A 19,366-nucleotide genomic window follows, 5' to 3' on the forward strand; every position below is an offset into this window, starting at 1 on the left:
GCGCAAGAACGCGCTCCTCAGGATGAGGAATTGAGAGTGAGGCAAACATGGCCTTTCGTTCCCGCCGCGAGAAACTTCGCTCCATCCTGTCGGCCGACACTTGCGTCCATCCCGGCTCGGTCTATGACGCGATCTCGATCCGCATTGCCGAGGATCTCGGCTTTCCGCTCGGCATGTTCGGCGGATCGGTGGCCTCGCTCGCTGTGCTCGGCGATCCCGATGTCACGCTGATCACGCTCACCGAGCTTGCCGAGCAGATGCGGCGGATGTCGCGGGCCTCGGCGCTGCCGGTGCTCGTCGATGCCGATCACGGCTATGGCAATGCACTGAACGTGCGCCGGACGGTGCAGGAGCTGGAGACGTCGGGCGCGGCCGGCCTCACCATCGAGGACACACTGTTGCCGGCCGCATTCGGTGAGACGAAGGCGCAGCTGATCTCGCTGGAGGAAGGTGTCGGCAAGATGGAGGCGGCGCTTGGCGGCCGCAGCGATCCCTCGCTGGTCATCATGGGCCGCACAGGCGCAGCCGCGATCACCTCGATCGAGGATGCGGTGCGCCGCGCCCAGGCTTATGAGGCCGCCGGCGTCGATGCGCTGTTTTTCACCGGCATCAAGTCGCGCGCCGAGCTTGAGGCGGTTAGCACCGCGACGCGCCTGCCGATCGTGCTCGGGGGGGCGCCGGAGGAACTGAACGAGCCCGATTACCTCGCAAGTCAGCGCGTGCGCGTCGCTCTGCAGGGCCATGCGCCGATCGCCGCCACGACGCAAGCCGTCTACGAGACACAGAAGGCGTTGCGCGAGGGCATGGCGCCAAAAAGCCTCAAGGGCCTGGCATCGTCGGAGCTGATGGCGCGCGTTACGCGCGAGGCCGCGGTCAAGGCGCGCAGCTCCGATTTGCTCGGATGGAAGAAGACATGAGCCGGGCGATTCTCCAGGTCATGATCCGCGGCCGCGTGCAGGGCGTCGGTTATCGAGCCTGGGTAGAGTCGCAGGCCACCGCGTATGGGCTCGAAGGCTGGGTCCGCAACCGCCGCGACGGCAGCGTAGAAGCGCTTTTCGCTGGCGTGCCGACGCACGTTGCCGACATGGTCGCGCTGTGCCGCCACGGGCCGCCGTCCTCGCGCGTCGACAGTGTCACCAGCGAGACGGCAAGCGTTGATGAGCTGAATTTGCGCAGGGCAGGGGAGGCGTTTTCGGTGCTGCCGACGGTGTGATGTGTATCGATCCCCTTGCCCCGCACGCGGGGAGAGTGAAGAAGCCGTCACCTCGGCAGTTTCGCGATCGCCTCGCTCAGCTCGTGGATCTCGTAGGGCTTGCGCAGGATCGGGAAATCGCCGCGCACGCCGGCGGCGACCTCGCTGTAGCCGGTGGCGAGCAAGATCGGGAGGCCGGGACGGATCTGGCGGAGGCGATGGGCGAGGCTGAGGCCGTCCATCTTGCCGGGCATGACGATGTCCGAGAACACGAAGTCGACGCCGGCGCTCTCGATCTCGCGCAATGCCGCTTCGGCATCGGCGACACGGCGCACCTGGTAGCCGAGCTGCTCCAAAAGACCGATGCTGACCAGCGCGACGTCAGGATTGTCTTCGACCAGCAGCACCGTGCCGCTGCCGCGGAGCGCCGTTCCCGGCGTCTCCTGCGGGCGCATATCTGTGCCGCGCGGCAGGACGATGGTGAACGTCGTGCCCTTGCCGAGCTCGCTCGCGACCTTCACCGTGCCGCCGGCCTGGTGGGCGAAGCCGTGGACCTGCGAAAGGCCGAGGCCCGTGCCCTTTCCGATCGGCTTGGTCGTGAAGAACGGCTCGAAGATCTTGTCGAGAACATCGGAAGGAATTCCGAGCCCGGTATCGCGGACGTCGACTGCGACGAAATCGCCGACGAGGGGCGCCTCGTTCAGCACGACGTTGCGCGCCCCAATCGTCACCGTGCCGCCGTCCGGCATCGCGTCGCGGGCATTGATGACGAGATTGAGCAGCGCGGTCTCGAGCTCGGAGACGTCGGCCTTGATCGGCCAGGTGTCGGAGTGGATGTCGAAGGCGAGACGCACGGAGCTGCCGACGCCCGCGTCGAGCACCTCGCGGATCGCCGCGACGCGTTCGGTAAAATCGATTGCCTGCGGGTTGACGCTTTGCCGCCGCGCGAAGGTGAGAAGCTGGTTGGTCAGCGCTGCGCCGCGCTTGGTCGCGGTGTCGATCGCCGAGATGGCTCGCTCGAGCCTGGGGTCGTCGGCGGCGCCTTTCTTCAGGATGTGAAGGCTGCCGCTGATGATCATCAGAAGATTGTTGAAGTCGTGGGCTACCCCGCCGGTGAGCTGCCCGAGCGCATCGAATTTCTGCGACTCGGCCAGCTGCTTCTGCATCGCCTCGAGCTTGAGCTGGGCATTGCGGCGCTCTGTGATGTCGCGTGTGATCTTGGCGAAGCCGATCAGCCTGCCGTCCTCGTAGATCGGGTCGATCACGACGCTCGCCCAGAAGAACGTGCCGTCCTTACGGACGCGCCAGCCTTCCTCCTCGTATCGGCCTTTGTCCCGCGCGATGCCGAGCGCCCGCGCCGGCTTGCCATTGGCGCGGTCGGTCTCGGTGTAGAAACGGGAAAAATGCTGGCCGAGGATCTCCTCGGGGGAGTAACCCTTGATGCGTTCGCCCCCGATGTTCCAGCTGGTGATGATCCCGTTGGGGTCGAGCATGTAGAGGGCGTAGTCGGCAACCCCCTCAACCAGCAGCCGGAAACTGCGCTCGCTCTCGAACAGGTCTCTCTGCTGACTGAACTTTTCGACCATTCCCGGACCCCGCCTCGACGGGAACAAACGCGGCATCCGCGAGATGGTTCCCGCCCTGTGGGACATTTCTAGGCAGGACTGACGGGCCGTATGCAAGCCGTCCCTTGACAAGAAAGCGGTTTCGTCAGATATTTCTGTCATGACAGAAATAACCGGAAAGAAGAAACTACCCGCTGCCGTCGAACGCTTCATCCTGCACTGGGGTGACATGGGCGACGAGTGGGGAGTGAACCGCTCGGTAAGCCAGATTCACGGGCTGCTTTATCTCGCCGAGGCGCCGATGACGGCCGAGGACATCGCCGACACGCTCGGCATGGCACGGTCCAACGTCTCCAACTCGCTGAAGGAGCTGCTCGCCTGGAACCTGATCCGGCGGGTGCCGATCCTGGGCGACCGCCGCGACCATTACGAGGCTGAGACCGACATCTGGGAGATCGCCGCGAGGATCGCGGCGCGGCGCAAGGAGCGGGAGATCGACCCGGCGATCGCGGCGCTTCGCGCATGCGTGTCCGATGCCACGGACGATCCCGGCATCAGTCCCGTCGCCGCCAAGCGCCTGAAGGAGATGCTGGCGTTCACCGAACTCGCCGACCACTGGTTCATGCAGATGCTGAGGGTACCGCGGCCGCGGCTGGTCGCCTTGATGCGGCTTGGCGAAAAGATCGCCAACCTGCTGCCGATCGGCAAGGTCAAATAGGATCGAGGAGGTTGCGATGACGTCGGCAAGACTATCGGGCTCCAACGCATCGACCTCCGCTCACGTAAGACTGCTCGACGACCGGCGTTTCCGCACGCTGCTGCCGGACGAGGATTGGGGCCGCTTGCCGCTCGCCACCTGGCGACGCTTCTCGAAACGCGTCGCCGACGGCGACAGTATCGTCTATGTCGGCGTGGTCGACGAGATCGCCTTCAGCGATTTCGGCTGGTGGTTTGCGCAGGCCGCACGCCTGATCGGCGGACCATTGCCGACCGGCCGCGATATCGGCGTGCCCATGATCGTCACGGTCACCGAGGACGGCGCGACCGGCGGCCAGACCTGGACGCGCATCTGCGCGCGCAAGCGCGGCTTTCCTCAGGTGATCCATTCCGCCAAGCGTTTCGCCGGTCCAACCGGGCTCGAGGAATATGTCGGCTTCGGCGTGTCGATGGCGCTGCGCATCGCGGTCGAGGATCAGGTGCTGATCTTTCACAGCGCCGGCTACGGCCTCCAGCTTGGACGGCTGTGGCTTCCGCTGCCGCGCTGGCTGACACCGGGCGAGCTCATCGTGACGCACCGGGATCTCGGCGAGGGCGCTTTCCGCTTCACCCTCGATGTCACTCACCCGCGTCGCGGCGCGCTGATGCATCAATCCGTCCTGTTCAGGGAGGCCGTATCATGACGCCGCTGCTGTGGACACTCATCGCCATCCAGATCGTGATGGGCGTGTTCGACACCTTCTATCACCATGAATTCACCGAGCGCCTGGCCTGGCGGCCATCACAGCGCTTCGAGCTGAAGCTGCACGGCATCCGCAACATGCTTTATGCGCTGCTGTTCCTGGTGCTCGGCTGGCTCGAGGTTCACGGCGTGCTGGCGCTGTTGATTGTCGCGGTGCTGGTCGCCGAGATTGTCATCACCTTGATGGATTTCATCGAGGAGGACCTCAGCCGCAAGCTGCCGCCGAGCGAGCGCATCAATCACACGCTGCTTGCGATCAATTACGGCGCCATTCTGGTGCTGTTGATGCCCGTTCTAATCGCCTGGGCGATGCAGCCCGCCGGCGTGATCGTCGTCTATCAGGGCCTGCTCAGCATCGCCGCGACCGCCTGCGCATTTGGCGCGGCACTGTGCGGCCTCAGGGATTTCGCGGCGGTGCGGCGGCTCGCCCGCATGCGAAGCGTGCCGGCGGTCGGACTTGTCGAACAGCTACCCGGCCGCAAGACCGTGCTGATCACAGGTGCCACCGGCTTTATCGGCAGCCGGCTTGCGGCAAGCCTCAGCGCGGCAGGGCATCACGTCATCGCGCTGATCCGCAATCCGGCGCAGGCCGAGATGCTGCCGCCGCCGGTGACGCTGATCACCAGCCTCGACCAGCTCGCCGCGGACACGCCAATCGACGCCATCGTCAATCTCGCCGGCGAGCCGATCGGCAACGGCCTCTGGACCGAAGCGAAGCGTGCGAAGATCATCGGCTCGCGCGTCGACACGACCGGCGAGCTCGTCAGGCTGATCGCGCGGCTCGCGCGCAAGCCAGAGGTGCTGATCAGCGGCTCCGCGATCGGCTGGTACGGCCTTTGGGCCGACCAGGTGCTGACGGAATCGGCCAAATCTCACGCCTGCTTCAGCCACGAGCTGTGCGCGGCCTGGGAGACAGCGGCGCGGCCGGCGGAGGAGCTCGGCGTGCGCGTGGTGTATTTGCGTATCGGCCTCGTGCTCGGCACCGAAGGCGGCTTCGTCACGCGCATGCTGACGCCGTTCGAGTTCGGCCTCGGCGGCCCGCTCGGCACCGGGCGGCAGTGGATGTCCTGGATCGAGCGCGACGATCTGATCCGGCTGATCGCCTATGTGATGGCGACGCCGGATCTTTCGGGTCCCGTCAACGCCACCGCGCCGATCCCCGTCACCAATGCAAAGTTCACCGAAGAGCTCGGCCGCCGCCTGCACCGGCCTGTCATGTTCCGCATTCCCGGCGGCCTGTTGCGCCGGATCGGCGGCGGCTTTGCCGACGAGCTTCTGCTCGGCGGCCAGCGCGTGCTGCCGAACAAGGCGCTGAGCCGCGGCTTCGTGTTCCGCCACGAGACGCTGCGCAGCGCGTTCAAGGCGATCCTGTGAGGTGATGTCATGCCTTGCGCGACTTGCACACGAACGAGGCGAGGTTGGCTTTGCGGACTAAGCTGCCAGACTCCGGAACGTCGCCGCCACCGCACGCAGCGCGGCAAGCTTGGCGGGATCGCTGACCTTCGAATGCAGCATCACCTTCGAGCTGCCGAGCTTCGGCAGCTTGTGAGCAGGTCCGATATCGATCAGTCCGGGCGGCGCGATCCGCCGCGCCAGGGGCGCAATGGCAAGCCCGGCGAGTGCTGCCGCGACCACCGCGGTGACGCCGCCACCGACGAAGCGCTCGCGCCAGGAGATGCCGGCCTTGTCGAGCGCGCGCACGGCGACGGCGCGGACACCACAGGGCGGGGCGAGCGTTGCGAGCGGCAACGGCTCGCCTTTCGGCGACGTGAATCGGCGTGCGGCGAACCAGCCGAACTCGTCCTCAGCCAGCTTCTCGCCGCCGCGGCGGCTGCCTTCCTGGCGTACGATCACCGCATCGAGCTCGCCCGAATCGTAGGCATCCTGCATCTCGCGTGAGAAGCCGATGGTGACGGCGAGGGTGAGGTTCGACGACATCGCATGCAGGCGCTCAAGTAGCGGCACCAGTTCGGGCCCTGCGGCGTGATCGGAGATGCCGAGCGAGAGCGACTGCGCGGCCGGCGCGTCGCCCGACAGCGCGAGATCGTGTGCCGCCATCAGCGCGCGGGCGCGATCGAGGAACGCGGCGCCATCGGCGGTGAGGCGGACCGCACGCGGCGAGCGCTCGACGAGGCGCTTGTCCAGCAAGGTCTCCAGCCGCTGCAGCTTCAGGCTAACCGCGGCCTGCGTCGTGCCGAGCGCTTCGGCGGCACGCGTAAAGCTCTGGAGGTCGGCGACCAGAAGGAAGGCCTGGACGGTGGCGATGTCGAGTGTGGCGTTCATTACAAGTCATTATCACTGATATCAGTATAGATAAGATACCAAAATGACAGCGGCAGGTCTAGTTTCTCCTCCAACGCCGCGCAACTTGCGCAGCTTGTCGAGGAGAACGACAATGCCCCTGATCACCGTGTCCTACACTACGTCCCGCCAGTCCCCCTCGCTGAAGGCCGATATCGCGAGCGCGGTATCCCAGCTCACCGCAAAGATCCTGCACAAGGACCCCAAGGTGACCGCCATCATCGTGAAGTCGGTCGACGCCGGCGATTGGTTCGCCGGCGGCAAGTCGCTCGCCGAGCAGAAGCTCGCGAGCTACTGGATCGACATCCACGTCACCGAGGGCACCAACACCAAGGACGAGAAGGCAACCTATCTCGCCGCCATGTTCAAGCGCATGGCCGAGATCCTGGGCCCGCTGCATCCCGAGACTTATCTGCATGTCGACGAGGTCAAGGGCGACGCCTACGGCTTTGGCGGCCTGTCTCAGGAGCGGCGCTACATCGCAGGCAAGCTCGAGGTTTCGCTGCAGGCGGCGTGATGCGAGAGGCCGCGGGTGAGCAATCTCACCCGCGGCCCGAGGCCATCAGCTCGCGGCGCGGAACTGCACTTCGGCGTTGTTGATGAAGCATGTTTTATCGAACAGCTTCAGGTCCAGCGGGTTCGGCAAGCGGACATCGCTGAGATCGGGGCAGGGCTTTGCTGCGGGATCATAGGATCGATCGATCTGCGAGATGAAGGCGACGATCAGCCCCGTGTCGCGCGCAAACGACTTCAGCGTCCGCACCTGCACCGTCAGGTCGGGGTTTTCCCGCCTCTGATCGAGCAGTTGCAGATAGTCGATCACGACGAAGGTGCCGCGCGGCGCCGCTTCCATCTGCTTGACGACGTAATCGGCGCTGATTGCGTCGGAGCAATCCACCTCGAACAGCTTGTCGAACTGTGCGGGCTCCACGCCGATCGCACGGAGGCGGTCCAACACATCTCGCTCGGTGTACTCCAGCGAGAAGAATGCGGCGCGATGGCCGGACTTCATGGCTTCGACGGCAAGTTCGAGGCTCATCAACGTCTTGCCCTGGCCGGGACGTGCCCCGATCAGCACCAAATCGCCCGGACGGAATTGCGCGAACAGTTTGCTCGCGGGAGTCAGTGCGGCTGCTTTGGCGGCAAGCATGCTCCAGGCGGAAAACCCTTCGGTTGCAGCGACGCGGTCAAGCGCGTCGTGGAGCGGAATGCTGGCTTCGCGGGACAGGCGCCTGGCCTTGCGCTTCAGATGGTAGATGGGCGCAGACAGTTTCATCGTCAAAACCTCCCATTGCGAGCATGGATCGCAACCCCTCCTTATGCCTGGCGCTCGAACAGTCGGCCGATGATCAACTCGCTCGGCATGAGGTCTGCTTTCCCGGCGGAGGGGGGAGGCGTGGGCGGCACCGGAATGAAGCGTAGCTGATTCCGCGACGGTCGGAGAGCGGGCCGCGGTCCGCTCAAACAGAAAAAGATCAGACGGCCGCTTCCGGCAGCAGCGCGCGGGTCGGTCCGAACAGCTCTTCGAACGCCTGCTTGAGCGCGATGTCGACGTCGGCCATGGTCACGAGTTGGCCGAGATCGACCAGCGAGGTGACGCCGTAACGGGGGTCGACGACGCCGCAGGGCACGATGCCGGCGAAATGCGACAGCTCCGGCTCGACATTGATGGCGATGCCGTGAAACGAGACCCAGCGCTTCAGGCGGACGCCGATCGCCGCGATCTTGTCTTCGTGCTCAGGTCCCTTGTCGGGTCGCCTGACCCAGACGCCGACCCTGTCCTCGCGCCGCTCGCCGCGGACGTTGAAGGCGGCGAGCGTCTTCAGGATCAGCTCCTCTAGGCTCGCGACATAGGCGCGCACGTCCGGCCGGCGGCGCTTGAGGTCGAGCATGATGTAGGCCACGCGCTGGCCGGGCCCGTGATAGGTGAGCTGCCCGCCGCGCCCCGTAGCATAGGTCGGGAATCGGGCATCGAGCAGGTCGCTTTCCTTGCCCGAGGTGCCGGAGGTGTAGAGCGGGGGATGTTCCAGCAGCCAGACCAGTTCAGGGGCCTCGCCCGCGGCGATCGCCGCGACACGCGCCTCCATGGCGGCGACGGCCTCCGGATAGGGCACCGGGGCGTCCGAAATCCGCCATTCGACGGGCTCATCGCCTGCGGCGGAAAACGACGTCAAATCGAGGTCTTGACGCAGGTCTTGACGTTGGTCTTGGCGGGGCTTTTGGGTCGAATTAACCATTGGCTAACCATAACGTGGTGATGATCTCGGGAGCAAATGCCAAGTCCTTTGGCTCAAGTCCCAAGTTGCGGCGGTCCTGACAGTGCCCACTCTCGATAAAGTCACCGTGGATCTCATGGTCGTCCTCGGGACGACCACCATGCCGATCCATCAGGTATTACGTCTTTCCCGCGGCGCCATCATCGAGCTGGACGCAACCGAGGCCGACGAGGTCAAGGTGCTCGCCAATAATCTGCCGGTCGCCTCCGGCGTCGTGCTGGTCGACCGCAACAGGATCGCGGTCGAGGTCAAGCAGATGCTGCCGCGGTCGCCCGGGACGCGGTAGGGGCCCCGATCACACGGGAACGGTCCGGGCAAGCGGTTGCGGCCCGGGTATCCGATAAGGCCGATCTCCCGGGGAGGCGGGGGTTTTCCTGCCAAGCTTGTGGAATTCGGGGCTTTTGCAGGCTTGTATCCCCCTGATGGATTTGTTAGATCGGCGCCGCTGATCCGGCCACCCGAACGACCTCAGGCCGGCATCTCCTAGCGCTCGTGGCGGAACTGGTAGACGCGCTGCCTTGAGGTGGCAGTGGGTAACACCGTGGGGGTTCGAGTCCCTCCGAGCGCACCATAATTTGCAAATCGCTGGCGGGTTGCCCACCGTGCGGTGAATACGAGTGTGCCAGAGCTGTCGAAAGTGAACGCAAGCTCACTGTGTGGCTTGCTCGTCGCCTTCAAGACTTCACTCCCATCCTAAGTAATGATGAGTTTCACCGGAGAGCTGGCCGCAACGGCGATGCCGGCTCGCATTCACGGATGGCACCTGCGTCTTGCAGTACGGAGATGGTCCAGCCACGCAAGGTTCGGATTCCCGGCCGTCTTTCTCTCGTCATCAGCATGAAGATCGCTCCTGCCGGGCCAATGTTTGCTGCTGGTGTTGCGTATGTTGGTCGTGCGCTTCCGAGGAAGACGGCATAGCCCAGCACGCCATGGCGACTTCACGCCCGTCGGGCACGTTGCGGACGATTGGGGGCCGGGTAATCCGGTTGCACACGTTCAGGTTTCGGGAGGTGCCCGGCGAGGACGGTTGTCAGTTGCGGGTTGGGCATGCGCCAGCTCGCGGGTCGGTCAGACATACCTGATTAGAACAAAATGGGAACGAGAGAGTCGATACCGTCGCTTGTTATCGACTGAGGCACCAATGTTCTCCTCGCCCGTTGGGCATCGATGAAGCGGTCCGACACTAACGGGGATCCAGAAGGGCGCTTGCAATTCCATGCTGGCCTTCAACTCCAGGGAGCATAGTCGTCACAAATGCCCTGAACTGCGGATGCCTTGCGTGCGATGTCTCATGCTCGGCGGCCTCGGGCGCGCGATGCCGGCGCTGATCGTCGTCTTTGTCCCGAGCGCCGTGCTTCCGCCCTTCTTACTCTCTCGCGGAGCCGCCTCAATTGAGCCAGCAGGCTAACGAGCTCGATTCTTGTGTCACGCAGAACAGCCAGGCTGCAAATCCCACTACTCACTACAACACCCCCAAACAGGCCTTTGCCGAAATTCGTGACGGAAGCTCGGATTGTGGCGACGTGCCAACAACGTCTAAGCGATGGCCACCGGGGGCGTCGGTTCGTTTTACGACAATGCGCGAAAATATTCTAAATGGTTGCAATGCGTTGCAACAGCAACGCGCTATCGGAAGGGGAATATGAACACACTCTCCGAAGCGCGCGGGTCATTTGCACCAGCACGTTGGCGCTATACGAGCTACCTCTACTGTTCTGACGATCGGCTCCTCGACCCAGGCCTCGCGGGCAAACCAGTTGTGATTGGCCCGACAGTCCGGACAAAGAGTATTGCCGAAAAACACGATGCTTCGCAGGAAAGTCTCACGATCGGATTTGATGCCGGTCGGAATCGCGCGGCCGGATTGCGGACACTTGACCATGATCATGCCCATACGAGCCTCCCTGAAACACGTATTTGTCGAGTAAAAGGGCCGGCCGGCTGGAGTGCGCTCTCGTCGGTGCGGGTGACTTGGGGGGCATCGCACCTGGGGTCGTTGTTCGAGCAAAAGGGCAGCTTGCTCGTGACGACGCTTCTCCAACCGACCGGATTCCTGCTTGGCGAATTCTTGGGCCAGTGCCGGCTTTCGCCGAGACACTGAATGACCTCCGACGTCAACCGAATGCTTCTGGGAGGCGTCTAATAATGGTCTTGTCGAAATACCTGTGACTTCGAGCGGAACCCTGCAACGAAGCCGTTATTGTCCTCTGGACGGACAGATTGGCAAACCGGATCACTGGTGTCGCCCCCTCGGTGCGGTTTGTTAATATTCTCGATTTCCATTTAATGTGCAAATTAAAATTGGCCTTGTCGGTCTGATTTGCGACTCTTGGCTGATTTATTTTTACGCGGCTCGTGCATCGTCGAAAAATGTCCGGTCCGTCTCGTAGGCTTCAGCGGCCCTTGTTCCTGTTCGATGCGTGCAGCGCTTCGCCCGTGGTACCGAATGGTCGCCCGGAGGTTCAAATGTGAAACAAATTTTGATTATAACCACAATCTGCAAATCTCGTTGTTAATTGCTGCCGATCACGTAAGCTAAACTCGTCCAGGTTTCTTCGGCTGGAGGAGACGATGTGGGAATTAATTCTTAACGAGTACAACCTCACCTCGGCGACGCTGCAGGTGGCTCAGATGCGCGCAGAATTGGTCAGCATTGGCGAGAAGGAGCGCATTCTGAGAGAACGGAGTGCCGATCGCGAAGCTTATCGGTACCTGTTGGATGCTCATCGGTTGAGCGCCAGTGCGAGCCTTCTTGGAGAGCAGGGGTTGAGCATTTCTCCTCAAGACGGGGGCAAGGACGGTCAGCTCGCGGCATGACCGGCCGGAACGACATGTCGAAGCGAGCCGGACCGGGCGACGTTTTCGGTTGAACGGAAATCGCAGCGCCGCAGTGGGCTAGATAGAATGCCGCAGGCGGCGCCCGTCCGCTGTCGGTGCCGCCACAACATCCTTCCCGGAGGCCGTCGCCGCCTCGCCGGTACAAGGCGAGGCAGAATTGTTCACATCGGTGGAAGCCGTGTTGGAAAGATCGTCGGCAGAGATAGTGTTGAGACCGGCTCCGAATGCAGTATTCGCGCTGTTGGATGGCCGAGCAATCATCTTCAGCGAAGGGGAGCAGAAGATCTTTGAACTCGACCGAGTAGGGGCATTTATCTGGTGCAAGTTAGGGGAAGGCGCCTCGCTAGGAGACGTGTATCGGGCACTTGGGGCGCAAGGCATTGATGAGCCCACGGCACGCCAGTTCACGCGAGAGGTCGTAAATGCCTGGATCGATCGGGCATTGCTCAAAGTCGATTGGCGGATGCCGGCCGACTGGGCCTTCTCAGCAAAACTCGGTGGACACAGAATAACCGTCCGGGCGGCAAATCGGGACCTCCTGGGACGGCTGCTGTCGGCGTTCTGTGTTTCGGACCAGGGCGCCGGCGGCGACGCCGACATCGCGATCGAGACAATGATGCTGGATGAACAAGCGTTGTTGCGCGGACAGGATTCCAGCATTTCCAGATGCGAAGTCGAAGCGCTCGCGCCTACGATCAAAGCTCATATCACCGAGCGGCTCATTCGAAGCACTCGCTGGGTCTTCTCACTTCATGCCGCTTCTCTCGTGAAAGACGGCATGGGCCTGCTGTTGTGCGGCCATCCGGGAGCTGGAAAGTCTACCCTCACACTGCAACTGGTGGACGCCGGACTGCGGTACGCTGGCGATGACGTCGCGTTGGTTGGCGGTGAGGGAACGATCTGCGGAGTGCCGTTCGCGATCACCCTCAAGAAAGGATCGTGGGGCTCGCTCTCGCGACTACATGGCGACCGGTACGACGCGACGCATTGCCGCTCGGACGGCGTTCGGGTGCGGTACGTACCCATTTCGGATGCGCAGAACCAATGCGTTCCCGCAAGCTGGATCATCTTCTTGAACAGGGTCCCGAGTGGTCCGGCCGAACTCGCCGCAATAGATCGTTTGGATTCGATAAAGCGGCTCATCGACAACGCATTTGCCGGCGATGGTAGACTGTCACAGGCCGGCTTCTCCGCTTTAAGGCGGATTGTCGCGGGCGCGCAATCGCTTCAACTCACCTACAGCGAGGCCGGAGAGGCTCGGCGCGTGCTTGTGGATCTTTGCAATGGCAAGGCATAGCAGCGCGCTTACGAGTCTCTGCAACTGCTTGCGCGGCAGGCCGCCGGCCGACATAGAGTGGACGTCCGTCATCGGGCTCGCAAATCAGACCCTGACGACGCCGGCTCTCATCGACTTTGTCGACGAATATGCGTCGATGCTGCCGGAGGACGTCTGCGCATATATTCGGCATATCCACCGCCGAAACGTGCTGCGCAATGACCGCCTCGTCGCTCAACTCGAAGAAGCTGCCGCTGCACTGAATGGTCACGGCATTACGCCGCTTCTGCTCAAGGGGGCTTCGACGCTGGCGACCGCGCCCGAGGCGCGAAGGGGTGTTCGGATAATGTCCGATCTGGATATCATGGTCATGCCAGACGACGCCAGAACGGCTGTCGCCGCGCTATTTGGAATTGGTTACGATATCCATAACCAGGCCGATCCCGAAAGCCATAGATGGCATGCCGATCTGAATCGCCCCCAGGATGTCGGGTCCATCGACCTGCAGCGGGCAGCTCCCGGTCCTGCGTACCTCTACCAGAACTTCGGGCATGCGCTGAACCATTGTATTCCTGCGCCGCTCGGACGGGCACGCGTATATATCCCCACGCCAACCTTCCAAGCGCTGATGTTGATCATCCATGATCAGTTTCAAGACTATGGTTATTGGCTTGGCGACCTCGACCTGCGGCACCTTGTTGAATTGCGCGACCTAAGCCATTCAGCCGAGCCTGTCGATTGGGAGAAGCTTACCTCTCGTGTCTCGGGCGACTTGATGAAGAACGCGGTTGAAACCCAGCTGATCGCTGTTGCCGAGCTACTTGGCGTCGACATTCCACACGCGTTGCGCTCCCGACTGATTCCTCGCCTGCAGTTCATGCGTCAGTTGATGCAAGCACGCTTTCCGGCTACGCGCGTGCCTCTCCTCGCGATGAGCCTTCTGGACTTCAGAAACTATCGTAGAGAGGCAACTATCGTCTCGACAAAGACTGGGGCGAACCGACGGGGATTGTGGTCTGTGCCAAAGGCTAGCACCTTACGACTTCTTTTGAACGCGACGACCGCAGTTCGTGCGGGCAAGGTCTAAGGTCAGCGAACGTCGGCGCTTTCGCGATTGAGGCGTCGGTTGGCCAAGCGGGTTTTCGATCCGCCGCCTGCTCGAGGCGGAATTCGCTGCTCGGAACGCACGGTGGGCATTCCCAGCTCAACGCGGTGCCACTTTCGCGCATCTAGGAATGCTCTCGGCCACCAGCATTCCGTTCGGACGATTCACCGTTCTCGGGGATCTTGAACTCCTCGAGCGTGTGGCCCGATTTCAGGGCGGCAACGAGCCAACGGGGCTGCTTACCACGTCCAGACCAAGTCTCTGTTGGCTGGAGCGGATTAAAGTACTTCGGCACGACCTTCGGGTATTTGCGACGGGGCGGCTGGCCTGTTCCCGCCTCAGTCGCCCCGCTTTCAGCTCCACCGAGTTGATCCGGCTGGTTGAGCTGCGCAAGACGCTTTTCTAGCTCTCGCTTTTCGGCGGTGATCTTTTCGGCGAGAATCTTTGTCAGCTCCTCGTGAAGGAGCCAAAGTTCCTCAAAATCCATGGCTTCGAGATCTTGCCTTCGCATTAGCATTTCTCGACACCGTTCGACTGACCCGTCGTCCATTCAGCCATTCTTCGTCCGAGTGACGAATGATTGTTTGACTAAATCAGCGCTCAAATTGATCACGAGATAAAAATATTATATATTATTTAATAATTATTGCGACGATTATTTTATTAACTGATCCCGGTGGCAAAGAATCTCGCCGAAGATGCTTAGAGGAGGCATGGTTTGATAGAGTATCCTCTTGAACGTCTTCAGGATTCAGTCGGCCGGTTTGCGGCTCCGCCGACCTTGTTGTCCGACATTCGGGCCCTGAGCTTCCAAATCGAGCTCAGACGGCGCGCGCTGAAGGATATTGGGATTATTGGCTCCCGTTTGCGTCTCTGGGGCGGCTGCAAGGCGGTAGGAGGCTTAACAAAAGCAGCCCGGCGCGTCAGCATCTAGTGCTCCGGCGTGGCAGGTCCCTGACAGAATCGGCTCCTATGCCATCTTTGATGGGGCTTGAGCAGTTAACGCGCGGTGATTGAGCAAAATAGATGTGCGCGTATCCTGTCCGCGGTTAAATTGTGCGGATCGCTCATTTTACCGGCTTGATTATTAACGTGGACCCAGTTATCTGGAGCGCCAGTTCCAGTTCGGTTCCAAACATTCTTCTGGGATAATCGGGCTCTCTGTCTTGATTAATATATCGACAGAGGCAATATTGGGTTGGGCGCAACTACACGGTGAGATCATGGCGGCTAAGAAACTTGAGTTAGAAGCGATGTCCCTTGACGATCTCTGGTCGCTTCATGAGGAAATCAGCGGGATCCTGTCTGACCGGATCAAGGCGGAAAAGAACGAGCTGGAAAAGCGCTTGGCGGCACTTGGGGGCGGGATGGCTGTTTTGGCGGATTCGAGCCCGGCAGGCGCGTCTTCGACCGGCAAGCCGAGACGCAAATATCCTCGGGTGCTGCCGAAATATCGGAATCCGCAGACGGCCGAGACCTGGTCGGGACGTGGTAAGCGGCCGCGCTGGTTGGTTGCCGCAATGAAGTCTGGCCGGAGAATTGAAGAGTTTCGCATCGGCGAAGCCAGTCCGAAGCTTCGCCAGCGGGCGTGACTAATCGGTAATCGGCAGGAGTGTAAGGGCGTATAAGAGGCGCTATTCGCATGATCTGTGCTCAGTAGGCATTGCGCCCTCGCAAGACCTCTACCGGAGTTCGCAGGAGGATTGCGAGATCCAGCCCAAGACTCCAGTTGTCGATATACCAGAGATCATATTGGACACGTGTTTCGACCATGACTGCTGTGGGAGTGGCGCCCCGGCAGCCATGGACTTGAGCCCAGCCAGTCAACCCTGGCCTGACCCGGCGCCGAAGCGCGTAGTTTCGCACAAGCTTGTCAAATTCACTGTCGTGAGCCACGGCGTGAGGACGCGGTCCCACGAGCGACATGCTGCCGTCGAGAACGTTTAGCAGTTGCGGCAATTCATCGAAGCTCATTCGGCGCAGCCATTTGCCGACGCGGGTAACGCGTCGATCGGCGCGGTTGGCCTGAAGGACTACGGGTCCGTCCTCGAGCACACGCATGGTCCGGAATTTACGGATCAAGAAGATTCGGCCGTTAAAGCCACAGCGTTGCTGCCGAAAGAATACAGGCCCGGGGGAATCTAACTTGATCGCCACCGCGGTGAGCGCAAGCAGCGGGGCGAGCATCACCAATGCGAGGCCCGCACCGATAACGTCAATCGTCCGCTTGATCGCGCACTCCAGCGGTGTGAGGGGGCCACGCTGGAGTTCTACACAAACGGCGCTTCCAAGACTCCGCTTGGGGTGTCGAAGCAACTCGGATGTCGTGCCAACGGGCACGAATATAATCGGGAAGGGCAAAACGCGCAGATCGGCAACAAAGGCTCGCAGTTCGGGCCATCGCTCCGGTTCAGCTTCCACCACAACCTGATCGAGATGGCAGGTGCGGATGTAGTCGATGACGCGCATCGTGAGCCGCCTTCGGCAGGCAGGACCGAAGCCTAACGGAGGCAAGCTGAACCGTCCCTTGACGAGATACCCGTGCATCGACAAGGTCTCGGACAATCCCACGTTCTTCGCCAATGGTTGATCGCTGATCAGAACAATGTTTGTAGTGGCGAACCTCCTGCCGCTCAGGGCCCTTCCGAGAAGCACCTTGACTCCCCACCGTTCGCCCAAAAGTAAGCTCAGGCCCAAGACGGCAAAGAGCAGGCCTGGGTGCTGAGAGGTCTCCGGGCGAATTGCGAAGCCGTACACCGCCAAGATGAAAAGTACTGAGGACATCCAAGCCAAACAGACCGCGCGCATCTGGTTTCGGAGGACGAGGAGCTCAACCGGCTGATAAAGGCCGTGGGTCTTCAGCAGGCAAACGAGGCAAGCTGCGCTAACCAGCGCCAAGCCAAGCGCGTTGGCCAAGTTGGCCGCAGCTTGCCCATACTGAGCTTGGTAAAGCAATGTAGACACGAGGCTGGCAAACAGAATAGTCGCAACATCAGCACCGAGCACCACGTGCTCGACCGCGTCATAACGGAGGGGCCATTTGAGCTTGCGGGATACCGTCGGTTCGGGACTGAGACGATCCGTAACCTCCCGATCGGGGAAATGTCGGTTCACGAAGTTCATGTGTCGGAGCTCTGCGATTTAATATTTAACTATTTATTAATTAATCGCCATTATCAAGCAAAAACCCTGGTTCCGCGCATTTAATGGCGTGCGCCCCTTTGTCGCCGATCTGCGATCGCGGCTTGGGCTGAAAGCGCGGCTCCTGAAGTTAGCGAGAGCCCCTTCGCGAACTCTGCGTGTGCACCTGGTCGAGCAACGCCGGATCGAGTTCCGAAATCAGGCCTTCGAAATAGATCTTCCCATCAGCCGAGGCTGACCGGTACGCGGTCACAAGGGCTGGCTTGAGGGCAGGCCGATGTCTAACGACGAGGCTGACGTCCCGTTTGATTAATTCACGCAGGTCGGGCTCCCGCACCATGACATCTGCGGCGAGTGCGACCGATACGCGCAACGGAAGCAGGTCCAAATCATTCGGCGCGGTATAGTATGACATTCTAAGCATCGCTGCCGTGTTGCGCTGGGGCGAACTGTGCTTCGACGTCGCCGCGAGCAAGAGCCAAATGTCACCGCGGAGTGGCGAAGAGCGCAATGCGCGGGCAAACTCGTCCGAAGTCATGGGGGGAGCTGTCCTTTGTTCGTCGGCAGCCAGAGCCGAATCCCGGTTGAATCTTGATCCCCCTCGGATCCATAAATCTTCACGCGCTGCCGCAAGGGAAATCGTCTTCGACATCGCGCTCGGCCCTGCTGCTGCAGTCGACAGAACTGACGGCACAGACGATCTTGCACCGAGATGCCGCTCAGGAAGGGCCATCCACGCTGCCTCCACGATCAGCACAATACCAAGTACCATCAGGCTAACGCGGGGCCAAATGGCGACTAACGTTGGGGTCAACGTTCGGCGAGGCGCAGGTGCTAGATCTGCAATTTGGTCAGACGTCGCTTCCGACCCAGACGATATGGCGTCACGTGCTACGTCGGAGAGGCTTTGACCGAACGCCAGCCCAATAAGCGCAGCGACCAGAAGCGATGCTCCCAATCCCATAATTCCATGATCGGAGAACGCGAGTATCGTCACTGCAATCAAAGCGCCGGCGCCCAGCGCTGGGAAGACGTAATCGTAAGCACGTGACAGAGCACGTCGGATCAGCACAGAAGCGCAGAGCAAGGCGGCAACCACGACGGCGCAGAGAAAAGCCCACCCCATGTCTATAACGATTGTGGCGGCGGCGGTTGGTCTTTCTGGCGAGTCGCCAACTCCAGCATCCTGGTAAATCGGCAAAAGTACCGTCGAAGCACCCGCACCGGATCCTGCCGGCGCGACGTCCTGCAGCATCCGTTCTGTTGCGGCCTGACTGCTCGTTGACAAGACGATCGTCAGGTCGGTGTTCGTTCTGAAGGGAATGACCGTAGCCGTGGCAATGAAGACAATCGTGGCAGTCGCAAGGACGCCAGCAGTACCCCACAATCCCGGGAACCACCTGCGAACCGCGAACACCGAGAGCAAGATTTCTGAGCCGAGGATGGCCGAGACGACTGCAGTCGAGTTGCCCCGAATGAGCAGTGCCGCCATACAGACAATCAATGCGATGGTCGCGACGGACAGCGCAGGGAGCGGGCCTAGCGCAATTGTTCCTGGTCGACTGCGCCGGAGTATTTGATCGACCGCACGAATTGCCGTTGCGCAGGAGAGCAACACACCGAGCACCGCGACGGCCGACCCATCGGGCTCAGCCACACCGGTTATTTCCCTGCCGAACCACAAGGCGGTAACGATTGTGGCTATCGACAGCAGAATATGTAGCAGTTGCGCTGCGCGATATCGGTCAAGCGCGATGACTGCTGCAGTGAGCGCTGCAGCAAGCACGGCGCAATACTGCACGAGCGAGAACATGGTCGCCGTGGTGTCGACTGTGATTCTTTCGGCGAGGGGCTCGTTTAAGGTCGCCGATGCAGTTGCCCAAATGGGATTGCCGAGTTTGCCAATCGGCATCGGCACCGCCTGCAAAGCCATCCAGAGCGCCGGAGCCGCGAGTACAACGACGAGACTTGGACGGAGTAGTTTAGCAAGCCCGAAGGAGGAGGGCGGTAGAAAGATCGCGACCGTTAGCGCCGCTGTTGCGAGTACCACCGATATCAATACCCAGGCCTGCAGGCTTTCCGGCATTGCGAACGCCGCGGCAATCGCCACCAACTCGGCCAATATGACAAGCCGGACCATCATGTGAACACCCGTGGTGTTGTGCGGCCACTCCGCTGGTCCCTCGGGCCAGCTAAAGGGGCAGGCCGCTATG

The 19,366-nt window shown here is 61.5% G+C and carries 19 protein-coding genes and 1 tRNA gene; 12 read left to right on the forward strand and 8 right to left on the reverse strand.

Annotation, left to right across the window (positions count from 1 at the left end):
• The first annotated feature begins 47 nt into the window (after positions 1–47).
• Complete coding sequence (locus P0R31_RS11935) at positions 48–917, forward strand: isocitrate lyase/PEP mutase family protein (RefSeq protein WP_275514223.1); 870 nt, start codon at positions 48–50, stop codon at positions 915–917.
• Positions 914–1,213 carry an acylphosphatase gene (locus P0R31_RS11940; protein WP_275514224.1) on the forward strand — a complete coding sequence of 100 codons (300 nt, stop codon included), beginning with the start codon at positions 914–916 and terminating at the stop codon, positions 1,211–1,213. Before P0R31_RS11935 ends, P0R31_RS11940 begins: the two co-directional genes overlap by 4 nt.
• Positions 1,214–1,260: 47 nt before the next feature.
• On the opposite strand, the gene P0R31_RS11945 is transcribed toward P0R31_RS11940, so the two are convergent.
• On the reverse strand, positions 1,261–2,778 hold the full coding sequence (locus P0R31_RS11945; protein WP_275514225.1) for a PAS domain-containing sensor histidine kinase: 1,518 nt from the start codon (positions 2,776–2,778) through the stop codon (positions 1,261–1,263).
• A gap of 139 nt (positions 2,779–2,917) precedes the next feature.
• On the opposite strand from P0R31_RS11945, the gene P0R31_RS11950 reads away from it, so the two are divergent.
• The 3 genes from P0R31_RS11950 to P0R31_RS11960 are packed head-to-tail and all read left to right on the forward strand — an operon-like array spanning position 2,918 to position 5,590.
• The gene (locus tag P0R31_RS11950) at positions 2,918–3,475 is read left to right on the forward strand and encodes a GbsR/MarR family transcriptional regulator (protein ID WP_275514226.1); all 558 of its coding nucleotides are present in this window, start codon (positions 2,918–2,920) and stop codon (positions 3,473–3,475) included.
• Positions 3,476–3,491: 16 nt separating this feature from the next.
• Positions 3,492–4,157, forward strand: coding sequence for a DUF4166 domain-containing protein (locus P0R31_RS11955; RefSeq protein ID WP_275514227.1), 666 nt, complete (start codon positions 3,492–3,494; stop codon positions 4,155–4,157).
• On the forward strand, positions 4,154–5,590 hold the full coding sequence (locus tag P0R31_RS11960) for a TIGR01777 family oxidoreductase (RefSeq protein ID WP_275514228.1): 1,437 nt from the start codon (positions 4,154–4,156) through the stop codon (positions 5,588–5,590). Before P0R31_RS11955 ends, P0R31_RS11960 begins: the two co-directional genes overlap by 4 nt.
• Positions 5,591–5,647: 57 nt before the next feature.
• Here the strand turns inward: P0R31_RS11960 and P0R31_RS11965 are convergent, their stop codons facing one another.
• Positions 5,648–6,499 (reverse strand): LysR family transcriptional regulator, encoded by an 852-nt coding sequence (locus tag P0R31_RS11965; RefSeq protein ID WP_275514229.1) that lies wholly within the window; start codon positions 6,497–6,499, stop codon positions 5,648–5,650.
• 112 nt (positions 6,500–6,611) lie between these two features.
• Between P0R31_RS11965 and P0R31_RS11970 the strand changes: the two genes are divergently transcribed.
• Positions 6,612–7,034, forward strand: a complete 423-nt coding sequence (locus tag P0R31_RS11970; protein ID WP_275514230.1) for a tautomerase family protein — start codon at positions 6,612–6,614, stop codon at positions 7,032–7,034.
• Positions 7,035–7,079: 45 nt separating this feature from the next.
• Here P0R31_RS11970 and P0R31_RS11975 read toward each other — a convergent pair whose 3' ends face one another.
• Together P0R31_RS11975 and lipB are read right to left on the reverse strand one after the other, a co-directional pair.
• A complete protein-coding gene (locus P0R31_RS11975) occupies positions 7,080–7,793 on the reverse strand; it encodes a DNA helicase (RefSeq protein ID WP_275514231.1) in 714 nt (237 codons plus the stop codon).
• Between the two features lie 199 nt (positions 7,794–7,992).
• A complete protein-coding gene (gene lipB / locus P0R31_RS11980) occupies positions 7,993–8,754 on the reverse strand; it encodes a lipoyl(octanoyl) transferase LipB (protein WP_275514232.1) in 762 nt (253 codons plus the stop codon).
• A gap of 82 nt (positions 8,755–8,836) precedes the next feature.
• Between lipB and P0R31_RS11985 the strand changes: the two genes are divergently transcribed.
• The gene (locus tag P0R31_RS11985) at positions 8,837–9,079 is read left to right on the forward strand and encodes a FliM/FliN family flagellar motor switch protein (RefSeq protein ID WP_018647371.1); all 243 of its coding nucleotides are present in this window, start codon (positions 8,837–8,839) and stop codon (positions 9,077–9,079) included.
• 200 nt (positions 9,080–9,279) lie between these two features.
• Positions 9,280–9,364, forward strand: a tRNA-Leu gene (locus P0R31_RS11990).
• A 1,098-nt stretch (positions 9,365–10,462) separates the two neighbouring features.
• On the opposite strand, the gene P0R31_RS11995 is transcribed toward P0R31_RS11990, so the two are convergent.
• Positions 10,463–10,687: a hypothetical protein gene (locus P0R31_RS11995; protein WP_275514233.1), complete on the reverse strand. Its 225-nt coding sequence runs from the start codon at positions 10,685–10,687 to the stop codon at positions 10,463–10,465.
• A 677-nt stretch (positions 10,688–11,364) separates the two neighbouring features.
• Between P0R31_RS11995 and P0R31_RS12000 the strand changes: the two genes are divergently transcribed.
• From P0R31_RS12000 to P0R31_RS12010, 3 genes are all read left to right on the forward strand, one after another.
• Positions 11,365–11,610 (forward strand): hypothetical protein, encoded by a 246-nt coding sequence (locus P0R31_RS12000; protein WP_275514234.1) that lies wholly within the window; start codon positions 11,365–11,367, stop codon positions 11,608–11,610.
• A 178-nt stretch (positions 11,611–11,788) separates the two neighbouring features.
• Positions 11,789–12,928, forward strand: coding sequence for a serine/threonine protein kinase (locus P0R31_RS12005; protein WP_275514235.1), 1,140 nt, complete (start codon positions 11,789–11,791; stop codon positions 12,926–12,928).
• Entirely contained in the window at positions 12,915–13,994 is a 1,080-nt protein-coding gene (locus tag P0R31_RS12010) for a nucleotidyltransferase family protein (protein WP_275514236.1), read from the forward strand. The genes P0R31_RS12005 and P0R31_RS12010 overlap by 14 nt, the downstream gene beginning before the upstream one ends.
• Positions 13,995–14,136: 142 nt before the next feature.
• On the opposite strand, the gene P0R31_RS12015 is transcribed toward P0R31_RS12010, so the two are convergent.
• Entirely contained in the window at positions 14,137–14,523 is a 387-nt protein-coding gene (locus P0R31_RS12015; RefSeq protein WP_275514237.1) for an H-NS histone family protein, read from the reverse strand.
• A gap of 712 nt (positions 14,524–15,235) precedes the next feature.
• Here P0R31_RS12015 and P0R31_RS12020 point away from each other — a divergent pair.
• The gene (locus P0R31_RS12020) at positions 15,236–15,604 is read left to right on the forward strand and encodes an H-NS family nucleoid-associated regulatory protein (protein WP_036013596.1); all 369 of its coding nucleotides are present in this window, start codon (positions 15,236–15,238) and stop codon (positions 15,602–15,604) included.
• A 61-nt stretch (positions 15,605–15,665) separates the two neighbouring features.
• On the opposite strand, the gene P0R31_RS12025 is transcribed toward P0R31_RS12020, so the two are convergent.
• Positions 15,666–17,135, reverse strand: a complete 1,470-nt coding sequence (locus P0R31_RS12025; RefSeq protein WP_275514238.1) for an exopolysaccharide biosynthesis polyprenyl glycosylphosphotransferase — start codon at positions 17,133–17,135, stop codon at positions 15,666–15,668.
• Positions 17,136–17,283: 148 nt separating this feature from the next.
• The gene (locus tag P0R31_RS12030; RefSeq protein WP_275514239.1) at positions 17,284–19,296 is read right to left on the reverse strand and encodes a hypothetical protein; all 2,013 of its coding nucleotides are present in this window, start codon (positions 19,294–19,296) and stop codon (positions 17,284–17,286) included.
• Positions 19,297–19,366: the final 70 nt, after the last annotated feature.

It is taken from the genome of Bradyrhizobium yuanmingense, from assembly GCF_029167105.1.
GTDB lineage: Bacteria > Pseudomonadota > Alphaproteobacteria > Rhizobiales > Xanthobacteraceae > Bradyrhizobium > Bradyrhizobium yuanmingense_A.

Excerpts from the sequence above, each read along its gene's own strand:
- P0R31_RS11935 (WP_275514223.1), top strand. The coding sequence starts at position 48 with ATGGCCTTTCGTTCCCGCCGCGAGAAACTTCGCTCCATCCTGTCGGCC.
- P0R31_RS11940 (WP_275514224.1), top strand. The coding sequence starts at position 914 with ATGAGCCGGGCGATTCTCCAGGTCATGATCCGCGGCCGCGTGCAGGGC.
- P0R31_RS11945 (WP_275514225.1), bottom strand. The coding sequence starts at position 2,778 with ATGGTCGAAAAGTTCAGTCAGCAGAGAGACCTGTTCGAGAGCGAGCGC.
- P0R31_RS11950 (WP_275514226.1), top strand. The coding sequence starts at position 2,918 with ATGACAGAAATAACCGGAAAGAAGAAACTACCCGCTGCCGTCGAACGC.
- P0R31_RS11955 (WP_275514227.1), top strand. The coding sequence starts at position 3,492 with ATGACGTCGGCAAGACTATCGGGCTCCAACGCATCGACCTCCGCTCAC.
- P0R31_RS11960 (WP_275514228.1), top strand. The coding sequence starts at position 4,154 with ATGACGCCGCTGCTGTGGACACTCATCGCCATCCAGATCGTGATGGGC.
- P0R31_RS11965 (WP_275514229.1), bottom strand. The coding sequence starts at position 6,499 with ATGAACGCCACACTCGACATCGCCACCGTCCAGGCCTTCCTTCTGGTC.
- P0R31_RS11970 (WP_275514230.1), top strand. The coding sequence starts at position 6,612 with ATGCCCCTGATCACCGTGTCCTACACTACGTCCCGCCAGTCCCCCTCG.
- P0R31_RS11975 (WP_275514231.1), bottom strand. The coding sequence starts at position 7,793 with ATGAAACTGTCTGCGCCCATCTACCATCTGAAGCGCAAGGCCAGGCGC.
- lipB (WP_275514232.1), bottom strand. The coding sequence starts at position 8,754 with ATGGTTAATTCGACCCAAAAGCCCCGCCAAGACCAACGTCAAGACCTG.
- P0R31_RS11995 (WP_275514233.1), bottom strand. The coding sequence starts at position 10,687 with ATGGGCATGATCATGGTCAAGTGTCCGCAATCCGGCCGCGCGATTCCG.
- P0R31_RS12000 (WP_275514234.1), top strand. The coding sequence starts at position 11,365 with ATGTGGGAATTAATTCTTAACGAGTACAACCTCACCTCGGCGACGCTG.
- P0R31_RS12010 (WP_275514236.1), top strand. The coding sequence starts at position 12,915 with ATGGCAAGGCATAGCAGCGCGCTTACGAGTCTCTGCAACTGCTTGCGC.
- P0R31_RS12015 (WP_275514237.1), bottom strand. The coding sequence starts at position 14,523 with ATGCGAAGGCAAGATCTCGAAGCCATGGATTTTGAGGAACTTTGGCTC.
- P0R31_RS12020 (WP_036013596.1), top strand. The coding sequence starts at position 15,236 with ATGGCGGCTAAGAAACTTGAGTTAGAAGCGATGTCCCTTGACGATCTC.
- P0R31_RS12025 (WP_275514238.1), bottom strand. The coding sequence starts at position 17,135 with ATGAACTTCGTGAACCGACATTTCCCCGATCGGGAGGTTACGGATCGT.
- P0R31_RS12030 (WP_275514239.1), bottom strand. The coding sequence starts at position 19,296 with ATGATGGTCCGGCTTGTCATATTGGCCGAGTTGGTGGCGATTGCCGCG.